Here is a 19734-nt window from a genome sequence, read left to right on the forward strand (position 1 = left end):
CTTTTGGTTAACTGAAGTACTCGGGTCGGCTGACGTAGGTGTCGGTCACGAACATGACCCCGGGTGAATCCTCAAGCAGGCGGCGGAGTCCGGCGGTCAGCGCCTCGACTTTGGCCTCGGGGACGACGGTGATGAGCATCTCGAGCGCCGCCTGTTGGTTGAACAGCAGCCGGCCCTGGTGGTAGCCATGGTGGCCGAATCCGGATACTCCGGAGACACTGGTGAAACCGGTGGCGCCCGCGCTTTGGAATTGTTCGCGCACGGCGGGGGCGTGTTCCCCGGCGACCACGACCTCGATCTTGGTCATCTTGGTGAGACCGTTCAGCGGCATGGGATTTCCTCCTGGTTCGTCGGGTCGGTGTCGTCGGCCGGCGTTGTGGTCTCCCATTGCCGCCAGTCGTTGCGGGTCCAGCGCTGCCAGTCGTGGCCGGGGTGTTCCCGCGCGGCCAGGCTCACCCAGTCATTCCCGAACAGCTGCTGCAGGATGGGATTTCGCTCGATGATCAGGTCGATGCGGTGCAGCGGTGCCTGCACCACGGTCAGCAGCCGCATGGGTTCGTGCCCGAAGGAGCCACCGTCGGAGATCGACTGCGCGGGCAGGCCGAGCTGAAGGTCGCCGCCGTGTCCGGCGAGCACGCCCACCCGTCCCAGGACGTTGTGGATGGTCTTGGTTCCCGCGCCGAACATCTCGGGTGCCACCGCCGAGAAGTAGTACTGGCAGTTGATCCACTGAGCGACCACCATCGGCGCGGTGAGGATCGTTTCCAGCGCGGTACCGTCGGCGTCGACGGCGGCGTCGTAGGAGTGCAGGAAGACGCGGCGCTGCAGGTCGATCCCGGCGGTGATCTCGCGCGGCGCGATGATGAAGGCCGCGTTGCCGGCCAGCCCCCACTCGGGGAAAACCTGCGCCCAGTCGACGGACCTGGCCGCGACGTGCCGCGAGGCGCGCACTGGCGAGGCGTCGGCCGGTGCGCCCGGAAGCGCCGGGCAGCGCTCCGCGGCGAGTTCGGCTCCGGCGCGCGCGAGGTCCTCGATGAGCCGGCTCACGTCGCGGCGATGACTGAGCGGAACCAGGTGCTGGTCCAGGACCGTGACCTGGTCCGTGGCGGTGTCGTGTTGAGCCGGAAGGAACCAGGTGTCTTGCGGTATCGCGATGCCCAGGTCGCGCAATTCCGCGCGCACGGCGCGGTCGTTGAGTATTGCCGCGGCGGTGCGGGCGTTGGGACCACCGGCCTGCCCGCCGCAAGCGCCGCAGTCCAGCGCCGCGAGGTACGGATTGTTCTCGGTGGTGCTGCCGTGCCCGCAGAGGACGACGAGGCGCGCGAACTCGCCGGTAAGGCCCATCATGGTCAGTGCGACTTGCGCGTACAGCGTGCGGTGGGCCAGGTCGACGGCCTCGTTGACCGACAACACGGTGGGTGCGGGGGGCGCCAGCCGGTCTCGCAGCCGCCGCCTCAACGAGCCGCTGCCACCGGGGATCAAGGTTTTGGCCGCCGCCCAGGGCGCGGCCGCCCAGCCCGCCGCTTCGGCCAATGCGAACGGGGCGATGGGCTCTCGCTTGGCCGAATGAAAGGCCTCCTCCGCGCCGGCGAAGAGCGCGGTGCCGTTTTGCAGGCGGCGCACCGCGCGGTCGGCGGCCGGTGCGGGGTTTTCGCGGATGTCGTACTCGGGGTGGATGAGCACGGGGCACAGGTCGCTGGGCGCGCCGCCGAGCAGGTCGGTGAACCGGATGGATACGGCGAAAAACCCTGCGAAGCCCAGTGTTTCGTATCCGCCGAGGGATTCCATGTGTCGGCGCAGGCCCTCGGAGCGGGTGTCGATGCAGCAGACCAGCTGGGCCCGCGGGTGCTGGTGGTCACGCGCCGGCGCGCTCTGGGCAATGGATCGCAGCAGCGCGTCCCGATAATGGGCCTCGTAGGCTTGCTGCCAAACGATTTGCCTGGAGGTCACCGGAAGGGCCGACAAGACCCTTGCGGCACTGGACCACTCGCTCTCGCTGACATTGGTCAGACCCCAGATTCGTGCCACCGAGGCGGCCCGTTCGCGTGCCAACGGGATACTCGGGCGGGCATTCGGCTTCGCCGGCGTCTGTCGGTCACCGGCGTTGTGCGACAACAACACCGCTTCGTATGTCAGCCGCATGGCCAGGTAGTCCAGCAGGTCGATCCCGGCTTCGCGGCCGACGCGCCACCGGACGTGTGCCGCCCAACCCGGCAGCCGGGTCAGGTGTGCTTGCAGATAGGCGATGCGTTCGTCTGCCGTCACGCCCAGCCGTTGCAGTGCCAGCAGCGCGGCGTCGTCCGCCCGGTGGGGCACCGCGCGCAGTGCGCGGCGCACCCTTCGGCTCAGCGTGTGGTCGCCGGGGGCCAGTGCCCGCCAGGCGTGGTAGAACCCGTTGCCGCGTCCGGGCATTGCCCAGTCCGCGGCGGGGGCACCGAAGTAGGCCGCGCACCACTTGGCGGCTTGCGCGTCGACCCGCTCCGCCACCTCGGGTGCGGTGGCCTCGGCCCGGGTCACGTTGCGCCGCAGGGGTTCCGGCGCGGGACTGCCGTGCAAAAGGTCGGCGAGCAGCAATTCGGCGGGCGTGCACTCGCGGGTTGCCATCCGCACGGTCGGCCCGTCCAGCAAGGCCGGGTAGCGCAGTCGCAGCGCCGACTCCAGGTCGGAGTCGGTGATCCGCCCGCGGCGGTACAGCTCGCGGTAGGCCGTTTCGTGGAGCAGCCCCGCGACGCCGTACAGGTCGCCGCCGCGGCGGACCGCCTGCTCGAAGGGCATGGGCTCCAGTCCGGCCAGCGGGTTGACCGCGATGAAGGTCTCCAGCGGGTAGTGCGTCGGTATCACACGGGCCGCCAGGTTCACCTCGCTCCGCAGCTGCGCTCGGTCGGTGTCGACCGACGCGTCCAGCACCATCGCCATCGGCATCACTGGGGCGCTCCCGTCGGTTGCAGGGTCCGGGGATCGGTTGTCGGCAGCGGCCGCGGGCGGACTGCGGGAACGTGTCCCGCCGCCAGGGCCCGGCTGTAGAGGGCCCGGTGCAGCCGGGCGACGAAGCCGCCCGGAGGGGGTTGGCGCAGCAGCGTCAGCAGGGCGAGCACGACCGCTACCGCCGCGACGCCAGCCGAGGACGCGGTCGGTACGGCGACCGGCGGAATGTCGGGGTCCAGGAACCGGGTCACGGCGCTCACCAGCGCCACGTAGCCCAGGGCCGCAACCAGCAGTGCGCCCACCCCGGCGAGGGCGCTCCTGGGCCCGGGGTTGCGTCCCAGCCAGCCCGCCAGCGCCGACGCGCCGGTGGCCCAGGCGAACACCAGCAGCGCGGTTGCCGAGCCGTGTTCGGCGTCGGACGGCCGGATCACGTTGCAGGCCAGGTAAAGAGCGGCGGCGGCGGCTGCCATCGCGGTGAGGTGGACCGTGAGGCGCCCGGCGGCGCTGCGCGGCGCCGCGGGCGGCCTCGCGGCCTCGCGTCGCTGCCGGGCGATCGCCGACCCGGACGACAAGAACAGCGTGGCCTTGTAGAACCCGTGACCCACCAGGTGGAAAACCGCCGCCGCCGAAAGACCCAGCCCGCAGGTCAAGATCATGAAACCCATCTGGGCCATCGTGGAAAACACCAGCGAGCCCTTGATATCGGATTTGGTGAGCATCACGACGGCGCCGTAGACCATGCTGAGGGTTCCCGCCGCGAAAGCGAGGCCCATCGCCAAACCCGATTCGCTGACGACCGGGCTCATCCGTACCAGCAGCACTCCGCCGGCGTTGACCACACCGGCGTGCAGCAGCGCGGAGACCGGCGTCGGCGCGGCCAGGGTGGCCGGCAGCCAGCGGTGAAACGGGATTTGCGCCGACCGCGAGAGCGCCGCCACCACAGTCAGGGCGGCGGCCGCCAGCAGGATCGGTGACGCTTTGCCAATTCCCTTGGTGCCCAGAGCGGACAGGTCGACGTTGCCCCACCGCGCGGTGAGCAGGCTGACCGCCGACCACAAGGCCAGATCGCCCACCGCGAATGCGATCGCCGTGCGCCGCACGCCGTCACGCGCGGCGGGCAGCGCCCAGTAGGTCGCCAGCAGCAGGCACATCGCGGTGCCGGCCAGGGTCCAGCAGAACGCCAGCCCGATGAGAGTCGCAGAGGTCATCAGCCCGGCGGAGGCGGCGGTGAGCAGCCCGGCGCCGCCGGTGAACCATGACGAGCGACTCTCGCGGGCAAGGTAGCGCAGGGCGAAGACCTGCGCCACCGCGCTGACGCCGTACACCAGGAGAAGCAGCAGCGTGCTGAGCCGGTTCGCTTCGAGCCCGACGAGCGTTGCGCCCGTAGCGGATTCGAGCCTCGCGGACAGCGGCCCGTAGATCAGTACGCGGACCATCAGGAGGCACGCCCCGAGGAATCCGGCGCCGGCGGCCCCGGCGCCCAGGCGGCCGACCAGGCCTGCTCGTCGTGGACCCGCCACCATCGCGCCCAGCGGAGCGAGCAAGGGCAATGTGACAACCCCGACCAGGACGGCGCTCACCGCGGATCACCACCGGGTGCCGTCGTTGTTCGAGCCACTCGCATGCGAAGGAAACTACGCGATGTCTAATACGTGTGTCAATCATCATGAAATGTTATTCATGTAACGAAATCGGTATCGGTTGTGACCGAGACGGTGTGTTCAACGTCATAGCCCGCGGCGGCGGCCGGTGGCTGCACGGAATCGTCCCTGCTCATCGGGTACACAGCGGTTGTGGCAGAAGCGCGCGGGCCGCCGGGCGGTTACTCGCCGGCGCGCGAGGCAAAGCACGATCTGATAATTTCTTCAACTATTCAACCGGTCGAAGGTTGCACTTTCCAGGAGATGCGTCGTGTCGGAGCCGCTGTACAAGCTCAAGGCGGAGTTTTTCAAGACGCTGGGACATCCCGCGCGCATCAGGGTTCTCGAGTTGCTGGTGGACGGGGACAAGTCGGTCGCCGAGCTGTTGCCAGAGGTGGGGCTGGAATCGTCGAATCTGTCGCAACAGCTCGGCGTGCTGCGCCGGGCCGGGGTGGTTCGGGCTCTGCGGGACGGCAACACGGTGATCTACTCGATCGCGTCGCCGGACATCGCCGAACTGCTGCTGGTCGCGCGCAAGGTGCTCACCGGCGTGCTCAGCGACCGGGTCGCGGTGCTCGAAGACCTGCGCGCGGACGGCGGGAACTAGCGCCATGGGCTGGATCGGCAAAATACTCCGGGTGGGTCGGGTCACCGAACCTGCCCCACCGCGACCCCCACAGCAGTCGAAATCGGCTGCCGCAGTGCGTGGTTCGCTTCAGATCCGGCACGTCGATGCGGGATCGTGCAACGGGTGCGAGGTGGAGATCGCGGCCGCGTTCGGCCCCGTGTACGACGCGGAGCGGTTCGGTGTCCGGCTGGTCGCCTCTCCGCGGCACGCCGACGCGCTGCTGGTGACCGGGGTCGTGACGCGCAACATGGCCGGTCCCCTGCTGGCCACACTCGAGGCCACCCCGCGGCCGCGGTGGGTGATCGCCTGCGGGGACTGCGCTTTGAACCAGGGCGTGTTCGAAGGGGCGTACGGTGTGGTGGGCGCCGTTGGCGACGTGGTGCCCGTCGACGTGGAGATCGCGGGGTGCCCGCCGGAACCGGGACAGATCATCGCCGCCTTGCGATCGGTGACCGGAAAGTGACCGCGGTACTCACCGCCGGGACGTCCCACCCGCCGATTGCGCCGTCTCGCAATAACTTCGGCCCCGAGATCGCGGGGGCATTGACATCGGTGGTCGGCGCCTGCGGGGTGGCCGCGGGCGGGCTGGGCATGTTCGGCGCCGTGCGCTCGATACATATCGGGTGGTTGCTCCCCCTGGCGGGCGTCCGGCTGGAACTCGATCCGCTGGGGGGCTTCTTCATGGCGCTCGCGGGCGCGGTGGCCGTCGCCGTCGGACCGTATGTGATCGGCTATGCCCGCCGCGAGCGCGTGGGCGCGGTATCCCTGGCGGTGCTGCCCGCGTTCGTCGCGGCCATGCTGCTGGTGCCGGCGGCCGGGTCCGTCACCACCTTCGTCCTGGCGTGGGAATTGATGGCGATCTCCTCGGTGGCGCTGGTGCTGACCGAGCACACCCGTCCTGACGTCCGCTCCGCGGCGCTGGTGTATGCGGTGATGACACAGCTGGGGTTTGCGGCGATCCTGATCGGGCTGGTCGTTCTCTCGGCGGCCGGTCATGCCGACCGGTTCGCCGACTTCGGCCCGATACCGGAGGGAGTCCGCACCGCCGCCTTCGGGTTGACCGTGGTGGGATTCGGGTCCAAGGCCGGGCTGGTGCCCCTGCATGCCTGGTTGCCACGGGCCCACCCGGAGGCGCCGAGCCCGGTTTCGGCACTGATGAGCGCGGCGATGGTGAACATGGGCGTCTATGGCATCTGCCGCGTCGATCTGCAACTGCTCGGCCCGGGTCCGCGCTGGTGGGGAATGACCCTGATGGCGGTCGGGGGGGTGTCGGCGCTTTACGGCGTGGTGCAGGCCTCGGTGGCCACCGATCTCAAACGGCTCCTTGCCTATTCGACCACGGAGAACCTCGGCCTGATCACGCTGGCGCTGGGCGCGTCGACCCTGTTCGCCGCCTGCGGTGCGGCCGGACCGGCCACCATCGCGGCGGCCGCTGCCATGCTGCATCTGATCGCGCATGCGGCCTTCAAGGGACTCGGCTTCCTTGCCGCGGGGTCGGTGCTGGCCGCCACCGGGCTGCGCGACTTGGACCGGCTCGGCGGATTGGCCCGCCGAATGCCCTACACCACGGTGCTTTTCGGTGTCGCCGCGCTGGGCGCGTGCGGCCTGCCCCTCGGCGCAGGTTTCGTCAGCGAATGGCTGCTGGTGCAGTCGCTGATCCACACGGCCCCCGGCCACGCCACCGTGCTCTCGTTGACCACACCGCTGGCGGTCGGCGCGGTCGCGCTGACCACGGGCCTGGGCGTGGCGGCGATGGTCAAGGCGTTCGGCATCGGCTTCCTGGCGCGGCCGCGCTCCGAGGAGGCCGCCGGGGCCGGCGAGGCGCCAGTCAGCATGCTGGCCGGCATGACAATCGCGGCCGCGGCGTGCGCGGTGGCGCGGTGGTGCGGCTGCCCGGCGTGCAGGGATCGATCGCACCCGCGGTGATCGCGGCCGGCCTGGTGGTGGCAGCCCTGATCGCGGCGACCCTGGCGCAGTGGCGCAAACGAAGGCGCCCGGAGCCCACCGTTTCGCCGCTGTGGGCTTGTGGCGCTGAGGATCTCACCGAGCGCATGCAGTACACGGCCACCTCGTTCGGCGAGCCGCTGCAGCGGGTGTTCAACGAGGTGCTCCGCCCCGACACCGACATCGAGGTCACGCGCGCCGGCGAGTCGCAGTATCTGGCCGACAGGATCACCTACCGCACCGCAATCTCGGATGCGATCGAGGACCGCCTCTACCCCCCGGTCATCGCGCTGGTGCTGTCGGCGGCGGCACTGGTGCGGCGGGCCCACACGGGCAGCGTGCACCTGTATTTGGCGTACGGTGCGCTCGGTGTGCTGATCGTCCTGGTGATCGCCCGATGAACCTGTGGTCCGGGGTCGCCGGCGCGGTTCAGGTCGGTGCCGTGATGGCGGGGGCACCGCTGGTGGTCGGCCTCACCCGGCAGGTCCGGGCGCGCTGGGAGGGCCGCGTCGGCGCCGGCGTCCTGCAGCCGTGGCGTGACATCATCAAACAGCTTGGGAAGCAACAGATCACACCGTCGGGAACGACGGCCGTGTTCGCCGCCGCACCCGCGCTCGTCGCCGGATCGGCGCTGCTGATCGCCGCGATCGCGCCGCTGGTCTCCACCGGGTCGGCGCTGGATTTCAGCGCGGACCTGTTCGCGGTCGTCGGCCTGTTGTTCCTGGGCACCGTCGCGCTGACCCTGGCGGGCATCGATACGGGCACATCGTTCGGCGGCATGGGAGCCAGCCGGGAGATCACCATCGCGGCGCTGGTGGAGCCGACGATCCTGCTCGCGGTGTTCGCGCTGTCGATACCGGCGGGATCGGCCAATCTCAGTGCCCTGGTTTCCAATACCGTGACTCATCCCAGCCAGGTGGTGTCCCTGACCGCGGTGCTCGCCTTCGCCGCGCTCGTGATCGTCATCGTCGCCGAGACGGGCCGGCTGCCGGTCGACAACCCGGCGACCCATCTCGAATTGACGATGGTGCACGAAGCGATGGTCCTCGAATACGCCGGCCCCCGGCTGGCCCTGATCGAGTGGGCGTCCGGCATGCGGCTGACCGTCCTGCTCGCGCTGCTGGCAAACCTGTTCGCGCCGTGGGGGATTGCCGGCGGCCGGCCGGGCGCGCCCGACATCCTCGTCGGCCTGGCCGTGGTGTCGGCGAAGGTCGCCGTCCTGGCCGGCTTGCTGGCGACCGTCGAGGTGTTCGTCGCCAAGCTGCGGCTGTTCCGCGTCCCCGAACTGCTGGCCGGATCATTTCTGCTGGCACTGCTGGCGGTCGTTGCCGCCAACTTCTTCATGGTGCCGGCATGACGTACAACAACTTCGCGGTGTTGGTCGACCTCGCGGCGGGCGGGCTGATCCTGGCCGCGGTGCTGATCGTGTGGCGCAGGGATCTGCTCGCGATCGTGCACCTGCTGGCGTGGCAGGGCGTGGCATTGGCGGCGATCCCGGTGCTGCGGGGAGCGCATGACGGCGACGCCGCCCTGATCGGCGTCGGCCTCGCCGTGCTGGTGTTGCGCGCCGGGGTGCTGCCCCGGCTGCTGGCCCGCGTGGTCGGCGCGGGGCCGCAGGCCCACCGCGAGTCCACCCCGCTGATCAACACCGCCTCTTCGCTGCTGATCACCGCCGTGCTGACGCTGGCGGCGTTCGCCGCCACGCAGCCGCTGGTGAACCTGCAACCGGCGGCCACGACCACCGCCGTCCCGGCCGCGACCGCCGTCGTGCTGATCGCGCTGCTGGTCATGGTCACCCGGCGGCACGCGGTATCCCAGGCGGCGGGATTTCTGATGCTGGACAACGGGATTGCGGCCACCGCGTTCCTGCTGACGGCCGGGGTCCCGCTGATCGTCGAACTGGGCGCCTCCCTCGACGTGCTGTTCGCCGTCATCGTGATCGGCGTGCTGACCGGTCGGCTGTCCCGCACCTTCGGCGGCGCGGACCTGGACGCCCTGCAGGAGTTGCACGACTGATGACCGCACTATTGCTCGCCGCGATCCTGACGCCGATCGGCGCGTCCCTCTCCACGGTGTTCCTCGGCTGGCGCCGGGGGACCGCCACGCTGGTCGTGCTCTCCGCGCTGACGGTGCTGGGGTGCGGCGTGGCGCTCGGGTTCCGAGTCGCGCCGGCCCCCGGATTGGCGCTGGCCGGTCTGCTGCGGGTGGATGCGCTCACCGTCACCATGCTGATCGTCATCGGCGTCGTCGCCACGCTGGCCACCTGGGCCACCGTGGGCTACCTCGATGCCTCAGTGGCCAAGGGGCACACCGACCTTCGCGGCGCCCGCGAATGCGGGGCGCTGACAGCGGCGTTCCTCTCGGCGATGGTCGTCGCGGTGTGCGCGAACAACCTCGGTGTGACGTGGGTGGCGATCGAGGCCACCACGGTGATCACCGCCTTCCTCGTCGGGCACCGGCGCACCCGCGGCGCGCTGGAAGCGACCTGGAAGTACGTCATCATCTGCTCGGTCGGCATCGCGATCGCGTTCCTGGGCACGGTGCTGTTGTACTACGCCGCCGAGCACGCGGGAGCCTCGGCCACGGACGCCCTCGACCTGAACGTGCTCGGCGCGCATGCGGCCCGCCTGAATCCCGACATCGCCCGGCTGGCCGGCGGGCTGCTGCTCATCGGTTACGGCGCCAAGGCCGGACTGTTCCCCTTCCATACCTGGCTGGCCGACGCCCACAGCCAGGCGCCCGCGCCGGTTTCGGCGTTGATGAGCGGGGTGCTGTTGTCGGTCGCCTTCTCTGTGGTCATCCGGATCAAGCCGATCATCGACGCGGCGACCGGACCGACTTTCCTGCGGACGGGACTGCTGGTGGTCGGTCTCGCCACGCTGGTGATCGCGGCGCTCATGCTCACCGTCACGCCCGACATCAAACGCATGCTCGCCTATTCGTCGATGGAGAACATGGGGCTGATCGCCATCGCCGCGGCCGCGGGAACCACGCTGGCGGTCGCGGCGCTGCTGCTGCACGTCCTCGCGCACGGCATCGGCAAGACGGTGCTGTTCCTGGCCAGCGGTCAGCTGCAGGCGGCGCACGGTTCCACCGCGATCGCCGACCTCACCGGCGTCCTGCGGCGCTCACGCCTGATCGGTGCGTCGCTGGCAGTGGGCACCATAGTGCTGCTCGGGCTGCCGCCGTTCGCGATGTTCGCCAGCGAGCTGGCCATCGTGCGCTCGCTCGCCGACGCCCGGCTCACCTGGGTGCTGGTCGCGGGCGTGCTGCTCATCGCGATCGCTTTCGCCGCGCTGGCACGCAACTTGGGCCGCATCCTGTTCGGGAGCCCAACTGAGGCAACCGAAATCGGCGCACCGCCCACGATCGCCGCGGCCCTGCTGCTCGGTGTGGCGGCATCCGTCGCGCTCGGGGTCACCGCCGGGCCGCTGACCGGCCTGTTCACCGCCGCGGCCGCCGACATCGGGGCCCTGGGGTGAGCTGCGACCGGACCCGCCACCGAGTACCGCAGGACGGGGTGGGCGAAAAGGCGAAAGAACTGCTGGAAAACGGGTTTCGCCTCGGCCTGGTCTCAGCCCGCGAGCGCGACGACGCGTTCTGCGTCGTCTATCTGTTCCTCGCCGGGCGGCCCGATCGCCGCGTCGAGGTGGAATGCCGTGTGGGCAAAGACAATCCGGAGCTGCGCTCGCTGGCCAACCTGTGCTTCCCGGCGGGTCGATTCGAGCGGGAAATGGCCGATCTCTACGGGATTCGGCCCGTCGGACACCCGAAGGCGCGACGCCTGGTGCGCCACGCCCACTGGCCCGAGGACTGGTATCCGATGCGCGGCGATGCCGGGCGCGCACCCGAGTTCAACGGCAAGGAGCACTTCCCGTTCGTCACCGTCGAGGGGCCCGGGGTCTACGAGATCCCGGTCGGCCCCGTCCACGCCGGGCTGATCGAACCGGGACACTTCCGTTTCTCGGTCGCCGGTGAAACCGTGCTCCGGCTCAAGGCCCGGCTGTGGTTCGTCCACCGCGGGCTGGAGAAGCTCTTCGAGGGCAGGCCCTCGGGCGCGGCGGTGGAGCTGGCCGAGCGCGTCAGCGGCGACACCTCGGTCGCGCACGCACTCGCCCACAGCCTGGCCGTCGAAGACGCCCTCGGCGTGCAACTCCCGGACGAGGTGCACCGGCTGCGGGCGCTGCTCGTCGAGCTCGAACGGCTCTACAACCACGTCGCGGATCTGGGTGCGCTGGCCAACGACGTCGGGTTCGGCCTCGCCAACACCCACGCCCAACGCATCCGCGAGCAACTGTTGCGAATGAACGCCGCCGTCACCGGGCACCGACTGCTGCGCGGCGCCATCCACCCGGGCGGTGTGGCGCTGCGCGGCCTGCCCGACGCCGGTCGGCTGCGGTCGATCGCGGACGACGTCGCCGAAGTCGCCGACCTGACGCTGCGCAACACCGGCGTGTACGACCGGCTGGCCGGGACGGCGATCCTCCCGCCGGAAGACGCCCACGCGCTGGGCTGCCTCGGCTACGTCGCACGGGCGAGCGGAGTGCGCACCGACGCCCGGCTCGACCATCCCGCCGCCGGGCTGCCGGTCACCGAGGTCGGCGCCACCGCCGGCGACGTGCTGGCCCGCTACACGGTGCGGCGAGACGAGTACGCGGCGTCCACCGAGCTGGCCTGTCACCTCATCGAAACCCATTCCGGACCAAGGCAATACGAAACCGAGGCTTCGCGCCGGGCGGTCCGTGGCGGCGTCGGCATCGTGGAAGGATGGCGCGGCACCGTCGTGCACCGCGTCGAGATCGACGACGCCGATCGGATCGTTCGCGCGAAGATCGTCGACCCGTCCTGGTTCAACTGGCCGGCGCTGCCGGTCGCGATGGCCGACACCATCGTCCCGGATTTTCCCCTGGCCAACAAAAGCTTCAACCAGTCCTACGCTGGCAACGACCTGTGATCGGCTAGCCCTCGCCGGCCAGCGCGAACCGGCCGTCGGCGGTGCGGGTCACCAAGCCGTCGGCCAGCAGCGATTCCAGCGCCCGGTCGCGCTGCGGGGTATCGGTCAGCCAGGCCACGTCCAGGTCGGCGCGGGTGACCGGGGAGTCGTTGGCGCGCAACACATCCAGCAGCCGGCCGCGGACCTGTCGATCCGTCCCGGCGTAGCTCTGCACCCGACGGGGCGGTCCTTGGGGCGGCGGGCACCCCGCGCGCTTCCATGCGCATTCGCGCAGCGGGCACAGCCCGCACTTCGGCGCGCGGGCGGTGCACACGATCGCGCCCAATTCCATGAGGGCCACCGAAAAATCGGGGGCCGTCGCTCCGGGTGGCAGCATGGCCGCGACGTCGGCGTGGTCGCGCGCCGCCGACGGGGCGCCGGCGTCGGCCAGGCCGTGCACCGCGCGGGCCACGACACGGCGCACGTTGGTGTCCACCACCGGCACCCGCTTGCGGTAGGCGAAGCACGCGATCGCCCGCGCGGTGTAGCTGCCGACGCCGGGCAGCGTCAGCAGGGTGTCGACGTCGTCGGGCACCACGTCACCGTGGTCGCGCGCGACGACGGTGGCGCATTCGTGGAGCCGCTTCGCACGCCGCGGGTAGCCCAGCTTGCCCCAGGCCCGCAACACGTCGGCTGCGGTGGCGGCCGCGGTCGCCGACGCGCTGGGCCAGCGTGCGACCCAGTCGGGCCACACCGACAACACGCGCGCCACCGGCGTCTGCTGCAGCATGAACTCGCTGACCAGGATCTGCCACGCGTCGACGCCGGGCTCGCGCCAGGGCAGGTCGCGTCGCGCCCGCCGGTACCACACCAAGAGTTCATCTTCCGGAATGTGGCCTGAGCCGTCCGCTGAACTAGTCATCGGCGGCCACGGCACAGCACAATGGGAGTCATGCCGAATACCAGTCCATTGACCGCGTGGAAAGCACTCAAAGAGGGTAACGAGCGATTCGTTGCCGGCCACCAACAGCATCCGAGCCAAAGCGTCGAGCACCGGGCCAGCCTGGCCGGCGGGCAGAAGCCGACCGCGGTGGTGTTCGGCTGCGCGGACAGCCGGGTCGCGGCCGAGCTCATCTTCGACCAAGGCCTGGGTGACATGTTCGTGGTGCGCACCGCCGGGCAGGCCATCGACACTGCCGTGCTGGGCTCGATCGAGTTCGCGGTGACGGTGCTCGACGTCCCCCTGATCGTCGTCCTCGGCCACGACAGCTGCGGCGCCGTCAAGGCGGCCCTGGCGGCCATCGAAGACGGCGCGATACCGGGTGGATTCGTTCGGGACGTGGTGGAACGGGTCGCGCCGTCCATCCTGATGGCCCGCCGCGACGGCTCGACCCGCATCGACGAGTTCGAGGAAAGGCACGTGCGCGAAACGGTGGCGCAGCTGATGGCGCGATCGTCCGCGATCAGCCAGCGGGTCGGCGACGGGTCCCTGGCGGTGGCGGGCGTGACCTACCACCTCGCCGACGGGCGCGCGGTGCTGGTCGAGCACTTCGGCGACATCGGCGAGGCGGTTACGCCCGCCACCGCCTGAGGCCGGTGAAGCCCGTGCCCGGCCCGGGCGGCGGGCGGCGATCCGACGGCCCGGGCGCGGCGCTTAACACGGTCGGCGCCCAGCAAACCTAGCGACACGCCGGGCCCGGTCGAGCAAATCCGCGTGACCTGGCCCTACGGTGTGAATGTGCTGGATCTGGAACCGCGGGGCCCGCTACCTACCGAGATCTACTGGCGGCGCAGGGGCCTGGCCCTGGGCATCGCGGTGGTCGTCGTCGGGATCGTGGCCGCCATAGCAATCGCCTTCATGAGTCACAGCGGCGGCGCCAACCCCGCCAATGTCACCAAACCCAACTCCGCCCCGAGCGCCGCCGCGCCCGCGCCCCAGGCCCCGGCCCCGCCGGGGCAAGAGGGCGTCACCCCGGTGCCGGGCCCGCAGGGCCAGAACCCGGAGTCGCCCACCCCGACCGCCGCGGTGCAGCCGCCGCCGGTGCTCAAGGAGGGCGACGACTGCCCCGACTCCACCCTGGCGGTCAAAGGCCTGACCAACGCGCCGCAGTACTTCATCGGTGACCAGCCGAAATTCACGATGGTCGTCACCAACATCGGGCTCGTGTCCTGCAAGCGCGACGTCGGTGCCGCGGTTCTCGCGGCCTACGTGTACTCGCTGGACAACAAGCGGCTGTGGTCCAACCTGGACTGCGCGCCGTCCAATGAGACGCTGATCAAGACGTTCACCCCGGGCGAGCAGGTGACGACGGCGGTGACCTGGACGGGGATGGGTTCGGCTCCGCACTGCCCGCTGCCCCGGCCCGCGATCGGTCCGGGCACCTACAACCTGGTCGTGCAGTTGGGCAACCTGCGCTCGATGCCGGTTCCGTTCATCCTGAACCAGCCGCCTCCCCCGCCGGGACCCGTGCAGCAGCCGGGTCAGCCGGCGATGGCGCCACCGCCGGAGGCGCCGCCGGCCGCTCCGGTTCCCGCGGGCTGAGCCGCGGCGCCGAAGCTAACTCAGGGGATCGGCGATCGTCGACTCCGCCAGCTGCGACAGCCCCTCGCGCACGTGGCGTGCCCACATCGCGCCGATGCCGTCGACCGATTGCAGATCGCTGGCGCTGGCGGCGAGCAGGCCCTGCAGCGTTCCGAAGGTCCGCACCAGCAGGTCCACGTGCGCGAACTGCAGCCGGGGGATGCCGGCCATCGCGCGGTAGCCGCGCGGGCTGAGCGCCGAGTCCTGCGCCTCGGTGGTCGTCGGGTAACCGAAAACCTTTGCCAGGGCGGTGAAGTCGAGCAGCTCGGTGTCCGACAGGGCGTCCAGCTCGTCGAGGGTCGCGAACAGCTGCGCCTCGGACAGCGGCTCGGGGCTGGCGTGGTAGTCGCGCACGATCAGGTCTCGCGCGGTGTCGTTGTCCCCCAGCAGCTCCTCGAGCTGCAGCCGTAGCTGGCGCCCGTCCGTGCCGAGTTCGACGACGTCGTTGTCGATCACCAGGCCGATCCGGCGGACCAGCTCCAGCCGCTGCACCACCGTCATGACGTCGCGCAGCGTGACGAAATCCTCGATCTCGGCGCGCGACAGCTGTCGGCTGACCTCGTCCAACCGGGCCTTGTACCGCTCCAGGGTGGCGATGGCCTGATTCGCGCGGGACAGGATGGTCGCCGAATCCGCCACCACGTGGCGGTCGCCGCCGACGTAGACGGTGACGGTGTTCATCGAGTGGCTGACCGAGATCACCGGGTAGCCGGTCTGGATGGCCGCCCTTTCCGCGGAACGATGCCGGGTGCCCGACTCGTCGGTGGGTATCGACGGGTCGGGGACCAATTGCACGTTGGCCCGCACGATGCGGCTGCCGTCGGTGGACAGCACGACGGCGCCGTCCATCTTGGCCAGCTCGCGCAGCCGGGTCGGGGCGTAGCGGATGTCGAGGGTGAAGCCGCCGTCGCAGATCGCCTCGACGTTCTCGTCGTTGCCCAGCACGATCAGCGCCCCGGTGCGGCCGCGCAGGATGCGCTCGAGCCCGTCGCGCAGCCCGGTTCCCGGGGCCAGGCGGGCGACGGTCTCACGCAGCGTCGGACGGGTCACAGCGTGTCATTGTGCGGCCCCACCGCTCTACGCGTCCAGCCGATGGGGTCTCGGGGGCGCGGCGGACCGGTGGTCGGCGATGTTGAGCATGTGCTGCAATGCCGCGACGATGGTCGGCGCGGTCAGTGCTCGCATGCCCGGCGGTACGACGCCGGACTTGGTGGCGCTGCCTGCGGGGATCAGCGCGATGTTGAAGCCCTGGCGGGCGGCCTCGCTGAGCCGTCGTTGCATGCCGCTGACCTGTCGCAGGTCACCCGCCAGCCCAACCTCGCCGATCATCACCGCCGTGGTCGGGAGCGGGAGATCGGCGAATGCCGAGGCCAATCCGATCGCGACGGCGAGATCCGACGACGGATCGGTCAACCGCATGCCCCCGACAGTGGACAGGTAGATGTCGTTGGCGGCGATGTTCAGCGCGGCGTGCTTCTCCAGCACCGCGGTGATCATCGCCGCGCGGGAATGGTCGATGCCGCTGACGGCGCGGCGCGGCGAGCCCCCCGTCGGCGTGGCCAGCAGCGCCTGCACCTCGCCGATCAACGGCCGCTTCCCGTCGAGGGTCACCGTGATCGCGGTGCCCGCGACCGGCGCGGGCCGCTGGTCCAGGAAGAGGTTGGACGGATCGGCCACGCCCTCGATGCCGTTGTCGTGCAACATGAAACAGCCGACTTCGTCGGCCGCGCCGAAGCGGTTCTTGATGCCGCGGACCATCCGCACCGAGCCGTTGCGGTCGCCCTCGAAATGCAGCACCACGTCGACGAGATGCTCCAGGGAGCGGGGCCCGGCGATGGCGCCGTCCTTGGTGACGTGGCCGACCAGGATCAGCGCGAACCCATTGGCCTTCGCCGCCGCCGTCAGCGCGGCGGTCACCGCGCGGACCTGCGTGACGCCGCCCGCGACGCCGTCGGCCTCGGTGGTGGACATGGTCTGTACGGAGTCCACGATCACCAGCGCCGGCCGCACGGTGTCGATCTGTTCCAGAACGGTGTGCAGGTCGGATTCCGCAGCCAGGAACACCTCGCGAGCCTGGTCGCCCGCGCACCCCGTCCGGTCGGCGCGCAACCGGATCTGGCCCGCGGACTCCTCGCCGGACACATACAGCGCCCGCCGGCCCGACTGCGCCCAGCAATGGGCGACCTTGAGCAGCAGTGTGGACTTGCCCACGCCAGGGTCGCCCGCCAGCAGCGTCACCGAGCCGGGGACGACACCGCCCCCCAGCACCCGGTCGAGTTCCCCGATGCCAGTCGAGCGGTGCCGGCTGGCGTTGGGCTCGATGGAGGTGATCGGAACGGCCCGCGACGCCGAAGCTGCGCGACGGCCGACCCCGACGGCGCTGAGCGCCGCCACCTCGTCGACGCTGCCCCAGGTGCCGCACTCCATGCAGCGGCCCACCCATTTGGCCGTGACGTGCCGGCATTCCGAGCAGCGGTATTGCAAGCGCGCAGTTGCCACGACATGACGGTATCGGCGCGGTCCGACAAACCGGGCGTGACAGGCCGTCCGGCGGGTCAGCTCTGCTGCGACTGCGCGAGACCGGCCGAGATCGGCACCGCCACGGTCGCCTGCCCGGCCTTCTCGAAGGTGAAGGTGAAGTTGTACGCCAGGCCGTTGCTGATGGGCTTGGTCAGGTTGACGGTCGCCCTGACCGCGTTGTTGGAGCCGATGGGGCCGGGCGGGACGTCCTGGCCCTGCGGGGCGCCGATGAACAGCGTCCCGGCCGCCGGCAGGCGACTGTCGCCGCTGATCGTCACCGGGCCGATGTCACTGGTGATGCCGACCAGCCGGTCCGGGGTGTCCGGCGACTGGTTGACCGCCACCGCGATCAGATCGACGTTGGTCCCGGGTTGCACGAAGTCATCGGTTTGCACCACCTGCATCCGGATGTCGCGCAGCGCGACGTTGTTCAGGTTCACCCGGTTGCCGTTGACCGCGGGCTCCTGCACGGCCATCTGGGAGACCTGACCGGCTCCGCAACCGCTGAGCAACGTGGCCACCAACGCAACCAGGCCGATCTTGAAGCGGTTCACTCGGATGCCTCCTGCTGGGCCGTGCGCCGTCGCGGAAATGGATCGGACAGCGGATCAAATACGCAACTATGCACAGTAGTAGGAACGCCTCAGCGGCGGTAGCTCAGGGCACCAGACCAGCGCGGCAGTTGTTTGCCCGGGTGCCCGCGGCCGGTGGTGAGGGCATTGGTAAGGTGTCTGCTTGCATGTCTTGCTCCGTCTGTCAACCCCTAGTTCGCGTGCGTTGTGCCCCTGACCTGCACCGTTGTTCCCCACGCGTCGGGTTGCCGTGTTAGAATGAAGTAACGAAAGGGGCTCGAACCAGATGATCTTCAAGGTCGGCGACACCGTTGTTTACCCACACCACGGTGCTGCGTTAGTCGAGGCGATTGAAACCCGCACCATCAAAGGGGAGCAAAAAGAGTATCTCGTCTTGAAAGTTGCGCAGGGTGACCTGACCGTTCGAGTGCCCGCCGACAACGCCGAGTATGTCGGTGTCCGCGACGTCGTCGGCCAGGAAGGTCTCGACAAGGTCTTCCAGGTACTGCGCGCCCCGCACACCGAAGAGCCGACCAACTGGTCGCGCCGCTACAAAGCCAACCTGGAGAAGCTCGCTTCCGGTGACGTCAACAAGGTCGCCGAGGTCGTACGCGATCTGTGGCGCCGCGACCAGGAGCGCGGTCTGTCCGCCGGTGAGAAGCGGATGCTGGCCAAGGCCCGCCAGATTCTTGTCGGCGAGCTGGCCCTGGCGGAGAGCACCGATGACGCCAAGGCGGAAACCATCCTCGACGAGGTCCTGGCCGCCGCTTCTTGAACTCCCTGAAGCTTCGGTGCACCCACAGAAAGGCACCTCAGGCGCTTCAGGCGCGGTAGTAGCAATCGTCCCGGCAGCCGGCTCGGGGGAGCGGCTCGCCGCCGGGATTCCCAAGGCATTCTGTGAACTCGAGGGTCGCACCCTGCTCGAACGCGCCGTCGCCGGTGTGTTGGCTGCCAAGGTCGTCGACCGTGTCGTCGTCGCCGTTCCCGGGGACCGCACCGGCCAGGCCGAGCGGATCCTGGGTGACCGGGCGGCCGTCGTCGCCGGCGGTTCGGACCGCACCGAATCCGTGCAGCTGGCCCTGGCCGCCCTGCCGGCGTCCGTCGAGCCGCAGTTCGTCCTCGTCCACGACGCCGCCCGTGCCTTGACACCGCCGACCCTGATCGCCCGGGTCGTCGACGCGCTGCGCGCCGGTCACGATGCCGTCGTTCCGGCACTGCCGGTTTCGGACACCATCAAGGCCGTCGACGCCAACGGGGTGGTCCTGGGCACCCCGGAACGCGCCGGTCTGCGCGCGGTGCAGACCCCGCAGGGTTTCGCCACCGAGCTGCTGTTGCGCGCCTACCGCAGCTACTCCCGGGGCGCCGGCTTCACCGACGACGCGTCGCTGGTGGAGCACATCGGCGGGCAGGTTCAGGTGGTCGACGGCGACCCGCTGGCCTTCAAGATCACCACCCAGCTCGACCTGCTGCTGGCCCGAGCGGTGGTGCGCGCGTGACCGCGCCGCCTCCCCTTCCCAGGGTCGGGATAGGCACCGACGTCCACCCGATCGAACCCGGCCGCCCCTGCTGGCTGGTGGGGTTGCTGTTCGACGGCGCAGACGGCTGCTCCGGCCACTCCGACGGCGACGTGGCGGCGCACGCGCTGTGCGACGCCGTGCTGTCGGCCGCGGGCCTCGGCGACATCGGTGGGGTGTTCGGTGTCGACGACCCGCGGTGGAAGGGCGTGAGCGGCGCCGACATGCTGCGCCACGTCGTCGACCTCGCGCAGCGGCACGGCTTGCGGGTCGGCAACGCCGCGGTGCAGGTGATCGGCAATCGCCCCAAGGTCGGGCCCCGCCGCGACGAGGCGCAGCGCGTGCTGTCGGAGCTGCTGCGGGCGCCGGTGTCGGTGTCGGGAACCACCACCGACGGGTTGGGCCTGACGGGCCGCGGCGAGGGCATCGCGGCGGTCGCGACGGCGCTCGTGGTGCCCGCCGACTAGATACGCGGTT

At 70.3% G+C, this 19734-nt stretch carries 18 protein-coding genes and 1 pseudogene; 12 read left to right on the forward strand and 7 right to left on the reverse strand.

Annotation, left to right across the window (positions count from 1 at the left end; all coding sequences use genetic code 11):
* Positions 1-7: 7 nt before the first annotated feature.
* The 3 genes from BN971_RS11890 to BN971_RS11900 are packed head-to-tail and all read right to left on the reverse strand — an operon-like array spanning position 8 to position 4505.
* A complete protein-coding gene (locus tag BN971_RS11890) occupies positions 8-331 on the reverse strand; it encodes a DUF190 domain-containing protein (protein ID WP_085182800.1) in 324 nt (107 codons plus the stop codon).
* The gene (locus tag BN971_RS11895) at positions 322-2922 is read right to left on the reverse strand and encodes a DUF2309 domain-containing protein (protein WP_085182869.1); all 2601 of its coding nucleotides are present in this window, start codon (positions 2920-2922) and stop codon (positions 322-324) included. Before BN971_RS11895 ends, BN971_RS11890 begins: the two co-directional genes overlap by 10 nt.
* Positions 2922-4505, reverse strand: coding sequence for a proton-conducting transporter transmembrane domain-containing protein (locus BN971_RS11900; RefSeq protein WP_085182799.1), 1584 nt, complete (start codon positions 4503-4505; stop codon positions 2922-2924). Before BN971_RS11900 ends, BN971_RS11895 begins: the two co-directional genes overlap by 1 nt.
* Before the next feature lie 331 nt (positions 4506-4836).
* Here BN971_RS11900 and BN971_RS11905 point away from each other — a divergent pair, with 331 nt between their 5' ends.
* The 7 genes and pseudogenes from BN971_RS11905 to BN971_RS11935 all read left to right on the forward strand — a co-directional run bounded on the left by BN971_RS11905 (position 4837) and on the right by BN971_RS11935 (position 12091).
* Positions 4837-5172, forward strand: a complete 336-nt coding sequence (locus tag BN971_RS11905) for a lsr2/espR transcriptional regulator (RefSeq protein WP_085182798.1) — start codon at positions 4837-4839, stop codon at positions 5170-5172.
* A 4-nt stretch (positions 5173-5176) separates the two neighbouring features.
* Entirely contained in the window at positions 5177-5656 is a 480-nt protein-coding gene (locus BN971_RS11910; RefSeq protein WP_085182797.1) for an NADH-quinone oxidoreductase subunit B family protein, read from the forward strand.
* A 68-nt stretch (positions 5657-5724) separates the two neighbouring features.
* Positions 5725-7538, forward strand: a pseudogene (locus tag BN971_RS11915) (proton-conducting transporter transmembrane domain-containing protein).
* Positions 7535-8494, forward strand: a complete 960-nt coding sequence (locus tag BN971_RS11920) for a respiratory chain complex I subunit 1 family protein (protein ID WP_085182796.1) — start codon at positions 7535-7537, stop codon at positions 8492-8494. Before BN971_RS11915 ends, BN971_RS11920 begins: the two are co-directional and overlap by 4 nt.
* On the forward strand, positions 8491-9153 hold the full coding sequence (locus BN971_RS11925) for a hypothetical protein (protein ID WP_085182795.1): 663 nt from the start codon (positions 8491-8493) through the stop codon (positions 9151-9153). The genes BN971_RS11920 and BN971_RS11925 overlap by 4 nt, the downstream gene beginning before the upstream one ends.
* Positions 9153-10619, forward strand: a complete 1467-nt coding sequence (locus BN971_RS11930) for a proton-conducting transporter transmembrane domain-containing protein (protein WP_085182794.1) — start codon at positions 9153-9155, stop codon at positions 10617-10619. The genes BN971_RS11925 and BN971_RS11930 overlap by 1 nt, the downstream gene beginning before the upstream one ends.
* Positions 10616-12091, forward strand: a complete 1476-nt coding sequence (locus tag BN971_RS11935) for a hydrogenase large subunit (RefSeq protein ID WP_085182793.1) — start codon at positions 10616-10618, stop codon at positions 12089-12091. The genes BN971_RS11930 and BN971_RS11935 overlap by 4 nt, the downstream gene beginning before the upstream one ends.
* 4 nt (positions 12092-12095) lie before the next feature.
* On the opposite strand, the gene BN971_RS11940 is transcribed toward BN971_RS11935, so the two are convergent.
* The gene (locus BN971_RS11940) at positions 12096-12992 is read right to left on the reverse strand and encodes an HhH-GPD family protein (protein ID WP_085182792.1); all 897 of its coding nucleotides are present in this window, start codon (positions 12990-12992) and stop codon (positions 12096-12098) included.
* A gap of 30 nt (positions 12993-13022) precedes the next feature.
* On the opposite strand from BN971_RS11940, the gene BN971_RS11945 reads away from it, so the two are divergent.
* Positions 13023-13661 (forward strand): carbonic anhydrase, encoded by a 639-nt coding sequence (locus tag BN971_RS11945; protein WP_085182791.1) that lies wholly within the window; start codon positions 13023-13025, stop codon positions 13659-13661.
* A 147-nt stretch (positions 13662-13808) separates the two neighbouring features.
* On the forward strand, positions 13809-14612 hold the full coding sequence (locus tag BN971_RS11950; protein ID WP_090350208.1) for a hypothetical protein: 804 nt from the start codon (positions 13809-13811) through the stop codon (positions 14610-14612).
* A 15-nt stretch (positions 14613-14627) separates the two neighbouring features.
* On the opposite strand, the gene disA is transcribed toward BN971_RS11950, so the two are convergent.
* Genes disA through BN971_RS11965 form a run of 3 tightly spaced genes read right to left on the reverse strand, consistent with a single transcriptional unit; the run spans position 14628 to position 17725 of the window.
* Positions 14628-15701, reverse strand: coding sequence for a DNA integrity scanning diadenylate cyclase DisA (gene disA / locus BN971_RS11955; protein WP_085182789.1), 1074 nt, complete (start codon positions 15699-15701; stop codon positions 14628-14630).
* A 27-nt stretch (positions 15702-15728) separates the two neighbouring features.
* Positions 15729-17150, reverse strand: a complete 1422-nt coding sequence (gene radA / locus BN971_RS11960) for a DNA repair protein RadA (RefSeq protein ID WP_085182788.1) — start codon at positions 17148-17150, stop codon at positions 15729-15731.
* Positions 17151-17206: 56 nt separating this feature from the next.
* Positions 17207-17725 (reverse strand): copper chaperone PCu(A)C domain-containing protein, encoded by a 519-nt coding sequence (locus tag BN971_RS11965; protein WP_085182787.1) that lies wholly within the window; start codon positions 17723-17725, stop codon positions 17207-17209.
* Between the two features lie 304 nt (positions 17726-18029).
* Here BN971_RS11965 and carD point away from each other — a divergent pair, with 304 nt between their 5' ends.
* Genes carD through ispF form a run of 3 tightly spaced genes read left to right on the forward strand, consistent with a single transcriptional unit; the run spans position 18030 to position 19724 of the window.
* Positions 18030-18518, forward strand: a complete 489-nt coding sequence (carD, locus tag BN971_RS11970) for an RNA polymerase-binding transcription factor CarD (protein ID WP_007166539.1) — start codon at positions 18030-18032, stop codon at positions 18516-18518.
* Positions 18519-18534: 16 nt separating this feature from the next.
* Positions 18535-19239: a 2-C-methyl-D-erythritol 4-phosphate cytidylyltransferase gene (ispD, locus tag BN971_RS11975; protein ID WP_372512052.1), complete on the forward strand. Its 705-nt coding sequence runs from the start codon at positions 18535-18537 to the stop codon at positions 19237-19239.
* A complete protein-coding gene (ispF, locus tag BN971_RS11980; RefSeq protein ID WP_085182785.1) occupies positions 19236-19724 on the forward strand; it encodes a 2-C-methyl-D-erythritol 2,4-cyclodiphosphate synthase in 489 nt (162 codons plus the stop codon). Before ispD ends, ispF begins: the two co-directional genes overlap by 4 nt.
* The last annotated feature ends 10 nt before the right edge of the window (positions 19725-19734 follow it).

Origin of the sequence: Mycobacterium bohemicum DSM 44277 (genome assembly GCF_001053185.1) — a bacterium.
In the GTDB taxonomy this organism is placed as follows: Bacteria; Actinomycetota; Actinomycetes; order Mycobacteriales; family Mycobacteriaceae; genus Mycobacterium; species Mycobacterium bohemicum.

Excerpts from the sequence above, each read along its gene's own strand:
- BN971_RS11890 (WP_085182800.1), bottom strand. The coding sequence starts at position 331 with ATGCCGCTGAACGGTCTCACCAAGATGACCAAGATCGAGGTCGTGGTC.
- BN971_RS11895 (WP_085182869.1), bottom strand. The coding sequence starts at position 2,922 with ATGCCGATGGCGATGGTGCTGGACGCGTCGGTCGACACCGACCGAGCG.
- BN971_RS11910 (WP_085182797.1), top strand. The coding sequence starts at position 5,177 with ATGGGCTGGATCGGCAAAATACTCCGGGTGGGTCGGGTCACCGAACCT.
- BN971_RS11920 (WP_085182796.1), top strand. The coding sequence starts at position 7,535 with ATGAACCTGTGGTCCGGGGTCGCCGGCGCGGTTCAGGTCGGTGCCGTG.
- BN971_RS11925 (WP_085182795.1), top strand. The coding sequence starts at position 8,491 with ATGACGTACAACAACTTCGCGGTGTTGGTCGACCTCGCGGCGGGCGGG.
- BN971_RS11930 (WP_085182794.1), top strand. The coding sequence starts at position 9,153 with ATGACCGCACTATTGCTCGCCGCGATCCTGACGCCGATCGGCGCGTCC.
- BN971_RS11940 (WP_085182792.1), bottom strand. The coding sequence starts at position 12,992 with ATGACTAGTTCAGCGGACGGCTCAGGCCACATTCCGGAAGATGAACTC.
- BN971_RS11945 (WP_085182791.1), top strand. The coding sequence starts at position 13,023 with ATGCCGAATACCAGTCCATTGACCGCGTGGAAAGCACTCAAAGAGGGT.
- carD (WP_007166539.1), top strand. The coding sequence starts at position 18,030 with ATGATCTTCAAGGTCGGCGACACCGTTGTTTACCCACACCACGGTGCT.